13 protein-coding genes and 1 pseudogene are annotated in these 12,164 nt (G+C 57.4%); 12 read left to right on the forward strand and 2 right to left on the reverse strand.

Features of this window, described 5'->3' with window-relative positions; all coding sequences use genetic code 11:
• The first annotated feature begins 103 nt into the window (after window positions 1-103).
• Genes QPL96_RS15470 through selD form a run of 3 tightly spaced genes read left to right on the forward strand, consistent with a single transcriptional unit; the run spans window position 104 to window position 3,455 of the window.
• Window positions 104-502, forward strand: coding sequence for a hypothetical protein (locus QPL96_RS15470; protein WP_303288209.1), 399 nt, complete (start codon window positions 104-106; stop codon window positions 500-502).
• A 41-nt stretch (window positions 503-543) separates the two neighbouring features.
• Complete coding sequence (locus QPL96_RS15475) at window positions 544-1,179, forward strand: helix-hairpin-helix domain-containing protein (protein ID WP_303288210.1); 636 nt, start codon at window positions 544-546, stop codon at window positions 1,177-1,179.
• Window positions 1,179-3,455, forward strand: a complete 2,277-nt coding sequence (gene selD, locus QPL96_RS15480; RefSeq protein WP_303288211.1) for a selenide, water dikinase SelD — start codon at window positions 1,179-1,181, stop codon at window positions 3,453-3,455. Before QPL96_RS15475 ends, selD begins: the two co-directional genes overlap by 1 nt.
• Here the strand turns inward: selD and senB are convergent.
• A complete protein-coding gene (gene senB, locus QPL96_RS15485) occupies window positions 3,452-4,438 on the reverse strand; it encodes a selenoneine biosynthesis selenosugar synthase SenB (protein ID WP_303288212.1) in 987 nt (328 codons plus the stop codon). The genes selD and senB overlap by 4 nt on opposite strands.
• Window positions 4,439-4,613: 175 nt before the next feature.
• Between senB and QPL96_RS15490 the strand changes: the two genes are divergently transcribed.
• The 4 genes from QPL96_RS15490 (at window position 4,614) to QPL96_RS15505 (ending at window position 8,350) form a co-directional block, all read left to right on the forward strand.
• The gene (locus QPL96_RS15490) at window positions 4,614-5,489 is read left to right on the forward strand and encodes a putative selenate ABC transporter substrate-binding protein (RefSeq protein WP_303288213.1); all 876 of its coding nucleotides are present in this window, start codon (window positions 4,614-4,616) and stop codon (window positions 5,487-5,489) included.
• Window positions 5,489-6,139, forward strand: a complete 651-nt coding sequence (locus QPL96_RS15495; protein WP_303288214.1) for a phosphonate ABC transporter ATP-binding protein — start codon at window positions 5,489-5,491, stop codon at window positions 6,137-6,139. Before QPL96_RS15490 ends, QPL96_RS15495 begins: the two co-directional genes overlap by 1 nt.
• Before the next feature lie 16 nt (window positions 6,140-6,155).
• Entirely contained in the window at window positions 6,156-7,622 is a 1,467-nt protein-coding gene (locus tag QPL96_RS15500; protein WP_303288215.1) for an ABC transporter permease, read from the forward strand.
• Between the two features lie 158 nt (window positions 7,623-7,780).
• Window positions 7,781-8,350 (forward strand): hypothetical protein, encoded by a 570-nt coding sequence (locus QPL96_RS15505; protein ID WP_303288261.1) that lies wholly within the window; start codon window positions 7,781-7,783, stop codon window positions 8,348-8,350.
• Here QPL96_RS15505 and QPL96_RS15510 read toward each other — a convergent pair.
• Entirely contained in the window at window positions 8,343-8,654 is a 312-nt protein-coding gene (locus tag QPL96_RS15510) for a hypothetical protein (protein ID WP_303288216.1), read from the reverse strand. The two genes, QPL96_RS15505 and QPL96_RS15510, sit on opposite strands and share 8 nt — an antisense overlap.
• 228 nt (window positions 8,655-8,882) lie before the next feature.
• Here QPL96_RS15510 and QPL96_RS15515 point away from each other — a divergent pair, with 228 nt between their 5' ends.
• The 5 genes and pseudogenes from QPL96_RS15515 (at window position 8,883) to QPL96_RS15535 (ending at window position 12,119) form a co-directional block, all read left to right on the forward strand.
• Window positions 8,883-9,803, forward strand: coding sequence for an ABC transporter ATP-binding protein (locus QPL96_RS15515; RefSeq protein WP_303288217.1), 921 nt, complete (start codon window positions 8,883-8,885; stop codon window positions 9,801-9,803).
• A gap of 26 nt (window positions 9,804-9,829) precedes the next feature.
• The gene (locus QPL96_RS15520) at window positions 9,830-10,591 is read left to right on the forward strand and encodes an ABC transporter permease (protein WP_303288218.1); all 762 of its coding nucleotides are present in this window, start codon (window positions 9,830-9,832) and stop codon (window positions 10,589-10,591) included.
• Window positions 10,592-10,605: 14 nt separating this feature from the next.
• Window positions 10,606-11,106 (forward strand): DUF192 domain-containing protein, encoded by a 501-nt coding sequence (locus QPL96_RS15525; RefSeq protein ID WP_303288219.1) that lies wholly within the window; start codon window positions 10,606-10,608, stop codon window positions 11,104-11,106.
• 264 nt (window positions 11,107-11,370) lie between these two features.
• Window positions 11,371-11,496: pseudogene (locus QPL96_RS15530) on the forward strand (transposase); the annotation flags it as partial.
• 317 nt (window positions 11,497-11,813) lie between these two features.
• Window positions 11,814-12,119: a hypothetical protein gene (locus QPL96_RS15535; protein WP_303288220.1), complete on the forward strand. Its 306-nt coding sequence runs from the start codon at window positions 11,814-11,816 to the stop codon at window positions 12,117-12,119.
• Window positions 12,120-12,164 lie beyond the last annotated feature (45 nt).

The following is a 12,164-nucleotide window of genomic DNA, read 5'->3' on the forward strand; positions in this document are numbered from 1 at the left end:
TTGCAAAACCAAAAGTCAGTGTCTATTGTTTAATCAATATCCAACCTGCCTCCCAATGAGGCAGCTTGCTGTGGATACGGAAATCACCAGAGAACCTGAATCCATGAATGAAGCATTGCCGGATCTTGTCGCCCGTTTCCGAGTCAGGCGGGGCCTTTTCAAAAAGGAGCTTGTCGAGGCTTTCCTGTATGAACTGGACGGCTACGGGTGTGTTATGAAAACCGACAAAGTATTCAACCCGGGCGATACCCTGGTGCTGGATCTGATCATGGATATGCCGTTTGACAAGATCCGTGCCGAAGGAATGCCTGGCCTGGTGACTGAGCGCAGAAAGCATTGCAGCAATTTCTTTTATTCCATCGATTTTGTGGAGCTCGACTCCAACGGAAACTCTTCCCCGGCTGAGAAACTTCGCAGGATCCGGGAAGTGCTGTCCAAAAAGCAGTCGCTCAAATCACGTCGTTCCTCAGGCTCCGTGCCCGGTTTCCGGCAAATGGCCTGACTCTTGATTGTTGTTGAAACCCGTCCGTAAGGAGACATTACATGGCGAAGAAAGCCAAACAGAACGTTGATAAGATCGTCAAAAAGGTCAATAAAGAGTTTGAAAAAACCTCTTCCCAGATTGAAGGCCTCGTCAACGATGCATTAAAGCAGTTCGACAGCCTGCAGAATCAGGTTCAGGAACCGGTGCGCAAGCTGCTGAAGGAAATCGACGAGCTGCGCGACCGCGAGATGAAACGGTTCCATGAGGAGTTCGAGCGTCGCCTGAACGAATTTCACGAACTGCAGAGCAACATTCTGGAGCGGCTCGGTGTCGCCTCGAAAGAGGCGGGCGCCGGAGTGAAGAAGCTGACCGATGAAGTCAGCAGGGAAGCCAGCACCGCAGCCAAAAAAGCCGCGCCGAAGAAAACCACCAGGACACCTGCCAAGAAGTCCGCTGACAAGAAACCTGCTGCCAGAACAGCACCTGCCGCCAGGGCCGCGAAGCCGGTGGACAGGAGCGATCTCACCCAGGTCAAGGGCATCGGGCCGGCAACCGCGAAAAAGATGAAGGATGCGGGTATCACTTCCATCGATCAGATTGCCAACCCCTCGGAGGCAGACCAGGAAAAGCTGAAGGCCTTCTCAAACATCAAGGGATACAGCCAACTGGCCGCTGAAGCAAAAAAAATTAACTGATGCGAACGCCTGACCAGCCTGTTTTACGGGACATCGTCCTAGTTGGCGGCGGGCACAGCCACGTCGGGGTGCTGAAGCGGTTCGCCATGAACCCGGTCCCCGGCGTGCGCATCACGCTTATCTGCCGGGATACCCACACCCCCTACTCCGGCATGTTACCCGGATATGTAGCGGGCCATTACAGCTACGACGATGTCCATATCGACCTGAGTCGACTGGCGGAATATGCGGGAGCCCGTTTTTACCGGGCCGAGGCCACCGGCATCGACCGTGATCGAAAACGGGTTATCTGCCGCGGCCGCCCGGATGTGCCTTACGATATTCTCGCCATCAATATCGGCTCGTCTCCATGGGTCAATGGCGTGGAAGGTGCCTCAGACCATGCGGTTCCGGTGAAGCCGATTACCGGTTTCAACAACCGCTGGCTCGCCCTGCTCTCCCGCATTGAAAACCACAAGGGGCCGCTTACCGTGGCCGTGGTTGGTGCCGGCGCCGGCGGTGTTGAGCTGACCCTCGCCATGCAGTTCCGCCTCAGGAACGAGCTGAAACAGAGGGGCAGGGACCCAGGGCAGCTGCATTTTCACCTCTTTGACGCTGCGGACGACATTCTTCCTACCCACAACCCGAAGGTTCGTAAGGTATTTCGGAAAACGCTGTCTGAGCGTGGTGTGAAAGTTCATCTGGGTGCCCCTGTCACCAAGGTTCAGCAAAGTCTTCTGGTTACTGAATCCGGTGAAACCCTGCAAACCGACGAGGTACTCTGGGTAACCCGGGCCGGCGGTCCGGAGTGGCTGAAGCAAACGGGCCTGGCCCTGGACGATGGCCTTTTCCTTCGGGTTCGAGACACCCTGCAGGTGGAGAACGACGACCGTATTTTTGCCGCTGGCGATATCGCCAACGTAACCAACCATCCCCGGGAGAAAGCGGGTGTGTTTGCGGTGCGGCAAGGGCCACCCCTGGCGGACAACCTCAAACGGCTGGCAACCGGCAAAAACCCGAGGGACTTCTATCCGCAGAAGAAATGGCTGGCGCTGATCAGTACCGGTGACAAGTATGCGGTGGCCTCCCGTGGCAATATGCAGTTTGATGGCGGCTGGGTTTGGCGCTGGAAAGACTGGATTGACCGCCGGTTCATGAAAAAGTTCAACGAATTGCCTCCCATGGAGGATGAATCGGAACTGCCGGATACGGCGGCTGCCCAAAACCCTGAGGAAGCCTCCCAGGCCATTTCTGCCGTGGCCATGCGCTGTGGCGGTTGTGGCGCCAAGGTCGGTAGTACCGTTCTTTCCCGGGCCCTGGGGGAACTCAGGCCCATCGAACGGGACGACATCGTTATCGGCCTTCACGCTCCGGATGATGCGGCGGTTCTGAAAGTGCCGCCGGGTAAAGCGGTGGTCCATACCGTGGACTTCTTCCGCGCCTTTATTGACGACCCCTACGTATTTGGCAAGGTTGCCGCCAACCACAGCCTCGGCGATGTCTTTGCCATGGGCGCCGAAGCCCAGAGTGCTACGGCAGTGGCCACAGTTCCCTATGGCATTGAATCCAAGGTTGAAGACGTGGTTTACCAGATGATGTCGGGTGCGGTGGAAGTGCTGAACGAAGCCGGCTGTGCCCTGGTGGGCGGCCATACCGGCGAAGGCAGGGAGCTGGCACTGGGGTTTGCGGTAAACGGCCTGATCAATCCGGAATACGTGATGAGCAAAGGGGGATTGAAAGCCGGAGACGCGCTGATTCTCACCAAACCCATCGGCACCGGAACGCTCTTTGCCGCCCACGCCCGGTTGGCTGCCAAAGGCCGCTGGATCGACTCTGCCCTCGCCTCCATGATTCAGTCCAGCAAGGCCGCAGCGGATTGCCTGAGAAAGTTCGGCTCCAAAGCCTGCACGGATGTGACCGGTTTTGGTTTGCTCGGGCATCTGGTGGAGATGACCAAACCGTCTGGCGTCGATGCGGAGCTGCACTTGTCAGCCATCCCGATTTTGCCGGGCGCCGGGGAAACCGCAGCCGCGGGCATTCTGAGTTCGCTGCAGCCGGCCAATGTCCGGTTGCGACGGGGTATCCGGGATCAGGAGAAGTGGGTCAACCATCCCCGCTATCCGCTGATTTTTGATCCCCAGACGGCCGGCGGCCTGCTCGCCAGCGTCGCTGCCGACAAGGCAGAGGAATGTGTCCGGGAGCTCAAAGCGTTGGGCTATCCCCACACCGCCATCATTGGCCGCGTCACGGCTCAGGACGAAGCCGGTCCCATAGAGCCTGTCTCCCTTCGGGATTAACTCCTCTCTGAGCAGCGCCGCACCGCCAGGGTCAGCGCCCGCTCCAGGGATGCCTGCTCCTTTTCCGGTACAAAACGCCCGGCCAGTTGGCTGACCTGCGCTTTCAGGACTGCCAGAAATTCCGGATGCTGTTCGGCACGGTAAAGCAGGTCTGCCAGGGCCCGCTCATCCTTCACGGGAAAATAACCGGGATATTCTTTGCCAAGCAATCCAATATTCCCGGGGATGCCTGAGGCGATCACCGGCAGACCGGCCCTGCAGGCTTCCGAGACAACATTGGCGCCCCCCTCCATCACTGAACTGATCACCATCAGTTGACTGTTTGCCATCAGTTGCCGGATTTCATCCTGCTCCAGTTCGCCCAGCCAGCGGAACCGTGGGTTCTGCTCCACTTCCCGCTCGGCCATCTTCTGCCACTCCCCGTTGTGGGGCTTGCCAGCACAGAGGACCCGGATTGTTGAATCGTTCGGCAGCAACCTCGCTGCATACGCGGCCCGCAGGGAATCCTTTTCCTCTCTCAGGTGGCCAATGACACACACGCCGAACCCTGCATTCGCCTGGGCGGGCTGCGGTAAAGGATAGACTTCAGACCCCGCCGCTGACTGGCAGAGCGTGACCAGTTTGGTGGCAAATTGGGCGGGAATATCGTTTGCGACCAACTCATGCAGCCCGATCAACGCATCCGCTTCCATTATGGAGTACAGCGTGTCCTGCGGAAACTCCTGCTGGTGCCGGTAAATGTCGGTTCCGGTAAGCGCGACGATCAGGGGCTTTTCCGGGCGGGTTTTTCGAAACTGGCGAATCGCCCGAACACTGCGCCAGGCGTGCAAAGCCACGAGGGCATCACAGGGCTCCCCCCGGTATTCCGTAACCACAGAGACCCTGTGCCCGACATTTCCCAGCAGGGATTTCCAGCGCTCTGCCGTGGCACGGTTGCCCGCTTTTGATCCAGGTTCTGCTGGAGTAATTATGATTATCTTCATGCGCTCGCCTGGGATTGACTAAGTGAAAGATTAGGCGCGGGCTCCTGAGCCAATCAAATCCGGAAATCGTATAGCTGTTCAGAGTTGACGTAAATCAGGGTATCCTGCCGGACACCAGGGAACGTTGATCTCACTCGCCGTAAGCCCAAGCTGTCTATCAGAACGAGGAATCCCAATGGCTCTTAATCTTATACGGAAATTGATGATTTCCAGCCTTTTCTGTTTTACCGCAACATCGGCGTTCGCTGAAACCTTTGTGTTTACAGCCATACCCGATGAGGATGAAACCAAACTGGTGGAGCGCTTCAAGGGCGTTGCGGATTACCTCTCCGGTGAACTGGATGTTGAGGTCCGCTACATCCCCGTTAAATCTTACGCCGCCGCGGTTTCCGCGTTCCGCAACAATCAGGTTCAGCTGGCCTGGTTCGGCGGGCTGTCCGGTGTTCAGGCGCGTCGCCTGGTGCCGGGCTCCGAGGCGATTGCCCAGGGCGTGGAGGATGAAGCGTTTGAAACCTACTTCATTGCCAACACCAGCACCGGTATAGGGCCTGCAGATGAGCTTTCCGCGCTGGAAGATGAACTCCGGGGCAAAACCTTTACCTTCGGCTCCAAGGGTTCCACCTCCGGCCGCCTGATGCCTGAATTCTATATCCGTGACGTGTTTGGTGCCCAGCCGGCAGATTTCTTCTCCCGCGTTGGCTTCAGTGGCAACCACACCCGTACCCTGCGTCTTGTCGAAGCCGGTACCTACGAAGTGGGCGCCCTGAACTTTCAGGTTTGGGAAAAAGAACTGGCCGAGGGCAACATCAACACCGACGCGGTTAAGGTCATCTGGACCACGCCTGCCTACCCGGATTATCAGTGGACCATTCGCGGTGACGTCGACGAACGTTTCGGCGACGGTTTCAAACAGCGCGTCACCGAAGCGCTTCTCAACCTGAACGATGAGAAACTGCTTGAGAGCTTTCCCCGCTCCGGTTTTATTCCTGCATCGAACGACGATTACGAACCTGTTCGCAAGACTGCGGAAGAGATTGGAATCCTTGATTGATGTCAGGCTTTGAGCTAACGGGCCTCACGGCCTCTTTCGGTGGTAAGCGGGTTATTGGCCCGCTCTCACTGAGGGTTCAACAGGGTGAAAAGGTCGCCCTGGTTGGCAAGAGCGGTGCCGGCAAGTCCACACTCATTCGTTTGATTCACGAACGAGTTGATCGCGAGTCTTCTCTGGTCCCCCAGGATCTGGGCCTGGTGAATGCCCTGCCGGTATTCCATAACGTGTTTATGGGTCAGCTCGACAAACATTCCGCCTGGTACAGTGTGGTTACCCTGATACGCCCGTTTTTCCGGGACCGCGAAAAGGTTCGCGAGATTCTGGAAGCGCTGGGTATGCCGGAAAAACTCTGGATGCCGGCCGCTTCACTCTCCGGAGGCCAACGCCAGCGTGTTGCCATTGCCCGGGCTCTGTATCGTAACGCGCCGATGCTGCTTGCTGACGAGCCAATTTCCGCCCTCGACGGCCCCATGGCTCATCTGGTGATGGAGCTACTCAGGCAACGATTCGACACGAGTGTGATAGCACTTCATGATGTCGAAATGGCTCTGAAGTACTGCAACCGGATCGTCGGAATCCAGGACGGACAGGTGGCCCTGGATGAAGCCAGTGACCGCCTGAAGGCAGCCGACATCATGTTTCTTTACTAGGGAAACGGCCAGTTACATGTTTTTTTCGCCAACGGTTCGCACCAGCCTGATCTTTCTTGCCATCGCCCTGGTCGGACTGCTGTTTGCTGACATGACCATTACGGCATCGAATCCCTGGCGGGACCTCGGCAACTTCTTTCTTGGCGTGATCACTCCGAATTTCTTCAGCAGCGAAGGGTTGATGACCGCGCTGCTGAGAACCGTCGCCTTTGCCTTTGTGGGGGTGGCACTGGGTGGCGTTTGCGGGTTTTTACTGTCGCTGGTTTACCGCTTCCTGCCTGTCCGGATATTCTGCGCCTTTATCCGGGCCATCCATGAGCTTTTCTGGGCACTTATTTTCCTACAGTTTTTTGGATTTCATCCCCTTACCGGGGTGCTGGCGATAGCCATTCCCTACTCCGGGATTTTCGCCAAAGTCTATTCCGAAATCCTGGATGAGGCGGACCCGGAACCCGGCCGTCTGCTTCCGCCGCGCACCGGGGTTATCGCGGCGTTTCTCTACACCCGAATTCCCGATTGCTGGGTGCAGTTGCGGACCTACACCGCCTACCGCCTGGAATGCGGCCTTCGTTCCAGCGCCATTCTCGGGTTTGTTGGCCTGCCCACACTCGGCTTCTACCTGGAATCTTCCTTCTCCCAGGGGCTCTACTCCGATGCCGGAGCAATGCTGATCCTGTTTTACGTGTTGATCGCGACCATGCCTCTTTGGGTACGGCAGAAGCTTTTGCCGGTTTATGTCCTCGGTGCTCCATTCTTTCTGGGCGAAGGTCTGCCCATTGTCTGGGGTAACGTTGAACGATTTTTCACGGAAGACATCGTACCCAGCCCCCTGAGAAACGGCGAGGGGCTCGCGGGCCTGGTTCCCTGGATCAATGACCTGATGATCAACGAAGCCATGCCCGGCATCTGGAATACCGTGATACTGACCCAGATTGCCCTTGTGGCCACCGGCATACTGACCCTTCTGGCTTTCCCATTGATCTCCAGTCATTTCGGCGGCCCGGTCCGGCGCACCTCTGGACATGTTTTCCTGGTAATCGCGCGTTCTACACCGGAATACATCCTGGCCTATATTCTCCTGCAGCTCTGGGGGCCATCCATGCTGCCGGCAGTGGTGGCACTGGCGCTTCATAACGGCGGCATCATCGGCCACCTGATCGGCCGGCAGACCAATTCCATACACCTTCGTCCGGACGCGCCTAGTGGTTTCAACCGTTACAGCTGGGAACTGGTTCCGCGGGTCTACCGATCTTTCCTTGCGTTTCTTTTCTACCGCTGGGAAATCATCATGCGGGAAACCGCCATTCTCGGCATTCTTGGTATCTACACGCTGGGCTTCTATGTCGACAGTGCCATCCAGAACATCCGGTTTGACCGGGCCATGATCCTGATCCTGATCACCGCCCTGCTGAACGTCGGCATTGATGCCCTGGGCCGTCACATTCGCAGGAAGCTGGCCCTGCAGACCATGCCAACCTGCTGATTGGCCAGCTTTTCATGGAATACCCGCTGCGATCCCCGTCACAGTTCCGTCATTTGAGTCAATCCTGGGCCCGGATATGGCGACAGGTTGGCGGTATTGAGCAGATACATACCGTTACAATACCCTCACCTTTTGCATCATTCCGAGTTCTGGTGACCATGGTTGACGGGCTGATTCTTCTTACTCAGGTGGGGCTGCTGGCTCTGCTTCTTTTACTGGCTTTCCGGATGTCGGCGCTGGTGCGCGCGGAACCCGTTAATTACACGTCTCTCGTCTGTATGGGTGAGCCCCACGCCGCTGACCGGGCAAGTTTACGACAGCATTCGTCCAGACCTGTTTCAGATCGGGCTCAGCTGATCACCCAGTTGCATATCCTTGCCGGCTTGCAGGAGCGGGATTGCAGGGTAAACGGGTTGGACCTGTCGGCGGCACCGGAAACAGTGCGGGCGTATGCCGCAGCGTGGCTGTATGGTGCCGGATGCGCACTGAGCGAAAAATCCACCCGCCATTCCGGGGCGCTGGCCCGCGTGGTCGCCCAGATCGCAAGCCGTAAGGCCGGCATCCCACAACCGAAAGCCCTCCAAGCGATAAGCACATTAACTGGAAGCACCGTACTGCTGGCCTGCTTCCGGGCGGGACTGGAAGGTGCGGAATTCTGGCAGTACAACCATTACGTACCGCCTACATCGAGCCTCTACGAGGCCATTACCGCCAACGCGTTTATTTAGCGACCTGCCCCGGGGCGGTTTCAAGCACCCAGTCAGTGCCCAGGGCAACCGGTTCTGCGTGGTTCTGTTCGTCGGCCCGGCTACCGGTAATCTCCGGGTGTGCGAACCCGCCATCATCGGTATTGGCCATGCTGTCCACATCCACGGAACGGACCATGTAGGTAACGCCGCCGGCCCGTACTTTCGCCCGGTGGGTCAACCCGAAGACAAAACGGCAGTAATCGAGTTTCAGCTGAACCAGATCCTGCTCAGCCTTGCGGATTTTCCTCAGCAGTACCTTCTGAACACTATCTCCGTAATCCATCACGTGACCCCTGACATTGGCAATTTCGCCATTTTACACAATCCTGACCGCTTGTCAGCCAGCCGATTCCCGGTTTGCAGCTCTCTTCCTCGTACCATAACCCCACCCTGAATGAACCAGCAGGTATTATGGTGGTTTCTCCTTCCAAGGCAAAGGTTTCTAAACTGGCGCCAGTCATGAGAAAATACCGCGCCTTCAATTGACCCACTCTGACCACAGGACACGCCCGTGCAGCCGGATATTTCCGTTAAGCACCTAAGCAAGGTTTATGATGACGGCTTCCAGGCCCTGAAAGACATCAATCTGGACATCAAGCGTGGCGAGATCTTCGCCCTGCTCGGCCCCAATGGCGCCGGCAAAACCACGCTGATCAGTATCATCTGCGGCATCGTCAACCTCTCTTCCGGCCAGGTACAAGCCGCCGGTTACGACATCGTCAAAGACTACCGCAAGGCCCGGGAAACCATTGGCCTGGTACCCCAGGAGCTGAATACCGATTCCTTCGAGACCGTCTGGAATGCGGTGTCTTTCAGCCGTGGCCTGTTCGGTAAGCCACCGAAGCCGGCACACATCGAGAAAGTGTTGAAAGACCTGTCCCTGTGGGAAAAACGCAACAATCGGATCATGTCCCTCTCTGGCGGCATGAAGCGCCGGGTGATGATTGCCAAGGCCCTCTCCCACGAGCCACAGATCCTGTTCCTGGATGAGCCCACCGCGGGCGTTGACGTGGAATTGCGCCGGGACATGTGGGAAATGGTCCGCAAGCTCCGGGACAACGGTGTTACGATCATCCTCACCACCCATTACATCGAGGAGGCCGAGGAAATGGCGGACCGCATCGGTGTGATCCGGGATGGTGAGATCATCCTGGTGGAAGACAAAGCCCAACTGATGACCAAACTGGGCAAAAAGGAACTCCGGCTCCAACTTCAGCAGAAGCTGGACAAGATGCCCGGCGAACTCATGCTGGAGCCCGTGGAACTGTCGGGCGATGGTTACGAACTGATTTACACCTTCGATTCCCAGCAGGAACAGGCCGGCGTGGCCCGACTGCTTCGCACACTTGGCGACCTTGGTATCGAATACCGGGACCTGCAAACCCGGGAAAGTTCCCTCGAAGAGATTTTTGTCGGCCTGGTGCACGAATAGGCCTGCAGGCCCATTGGAGAAATGGCATGAACCTTTACGGTATCCGCGCAATCTACAATTTTGAAATGGCCCGCATGAAGCGCACGGTGATGCAGAGCGTGCTTTCGCCGGTGATCTCCACCTCCCTGTACTTTGTCGTCTTCGGCTCGGCCATTGGCTCACGCATGGGCGACATCAACAACATCGCCTACGGTGCCTATATCATTCCCGGCCTGGTAATGCTGTCCCTGCTGATGCAGAGCATTTCCAACGCCTCCTTCGGCATCTATATGCCCAAGTTCTCCGGCACCATCTATGAGGTGCTCTCGGCGCCGGTGTCCTACGTGGAAGTGGTGCTTGGCTACGTGGGTGCTGCCGCCACCAAGTCAGTTATCCTGGGGCTGATTATTCTGGCAACCGCAAAATTCTTTGTGGATTACGACGTGCTGCATCCCTTCTGGATGGTCTCCTTCCTGGTGCTCACCTCGATCACCTTCAGCCTGTTTGGATTCATCATCGGCATCTGGGCGGACGGGTTCGAGAAACTGCAGATTGTACCCATGATGATCGTAACGCCGCTGGTATTCCTTGGCGGTACTTTCTACTCCATTGATATGCTGCCGGAAACCTGGCAAACCATCAGCCTGTTCAACCCCGTGGTATACCTGATCAGCGGCTTCCGCTGGGCGTTCTATGGTGTGTCTGACGTCCATGTGGGCATCAGCGTGGGCATGACCCTTGTATTCCTGACCGCGTGCATGACAGGCATCTGGTGGATTTTCAGAACCGGCTACCGGCTGCGCTCATGAACCCGGGAATCAGCATGTTCCGCACGCTCAAGCACTGGGCGATACTTGCAGCCGGTTCCGCAGCGTATGGCTGCTCCCCGGGCGTAGCCGCGCCCCAGGAAGGCCTGCCGCTCATTGATGCCTGCTATGTCTCAGAGGCAGGCTCCGTGCCCGTTCAACTGGAAGTGGCCAGCACCGCGGAACAGCGGCGAAAAGGATTGATGGGACGAACCTCCCTGGCGCCGGATGCCGGCATGCTGTTCGAGTTCCGGAAACCGAGAGACGCCGGTCACGGCTTCTGGATGTACAACACCCTGATTCCGCTGGACATCGCCTACCTGAACCGGGACGGGGTGATTGGCAGTATCCGCCAGATGGTGCCCTGCGGCTCAGCCAGCGGTTCCGGGTGTCCCAGCTACCCGGCGGGAGTGCCTTTCATTAAGGCAGTGGAGATGAACGCCGGGTTCTTCCGGGAGCGAGGTATCCGGCGCTACGACAGGCTGTACCTCGGCAAAAACAACTGCCCGGCACCCTAGGAGTCTGCGCGGCAGAAAATCGCACCGCTGCGATCACCCCACTTCCTGGTGAGTATTTCCAGACAGTTGTACAGAAGGCTGCGTTTGGCACGAAACGGTCGCAACATGAAGGGCAGATAGTTATTGTCCGCATAGACCAGATGTTCCTCGCATTCGTCCAGCCACTCCTGACGCTTGTCTCCGACAACGGCCTAAAGCGATTGCCAGGGATTTGGCTTGGCCTCCATGGCGGTCAACACGTCTTCCAAGCAGGCCGCCAGATAGGAGCGGCTGCGCGACTGTGAGGCAGATGTCCTTCGCTTCCTGGACGACCCGGCGATCCCGTTTACCAATAACCAGGGTGAGCGCGGCATCGGCATGCTCAAGGTGCAGCAGAAAATCTCCGGCTGCTGTTAGCGGCTGCCAGAACCTGCGCATATATAACCTATATAGGTTAAAGCCAATCCCAACTGGTAAATTCGATATGCGGTGTGACAGAAACACCGAATGACTCCCAAGCGTGAATGCGGTAGCATTCACTCAGAAAACAGCCAGGAGCAGGAGGCTCCTTGGCGATGGAATCAAAGAGGCACAAGGAGTGTCATCGGATGGTGCATCCAACGTCCCCCCGGCCAGCCCCTTCAAGCCCTCAAGGCAGGCACCGCGCAACAGGACGACTCGAACACAGTTGTCTGGGCGGTAAGCCACCCTGCGTCTGGCACGATCTGATGGTTGAAGTTCATGGCAAGAGCCACCCCACCACCCAATCGCTGGTGGTCTGGGAAAAGGCCGGTGCCGAAGGCACTGAGAACGCCAATCCCCGTTTGCCAGAGGGTGAGCTGGACCACACCGGGCTGAACAAGCGTCCAATCAACCGGCTGCAAAGTGACTTCAACCTCCGCTATTACCGCTGCCAGCAGATCAAACGACTGCTGCCGCATCCGATTGCGTTCGACGGTGCCATGGTGGGTGTTACACCGAATGACCGCCCGGTGTTGGGGTTTGAAGTCCAACGGAACGAAAACGTACGCTAAGGCCATTCCTCCAGCTCCGATGGTTGCTTCAGTGGTCTGAGCTGA

Origin of the sequence: Marinobacter sp. SS8-8 (assembly GCF_030540945.1) — a bacterium.
GTDB lineage: Bacteria > Pseudomonadota > Gammaproteobacteria > Pseudomonadales > Oleiphilaceae > Marinobacter.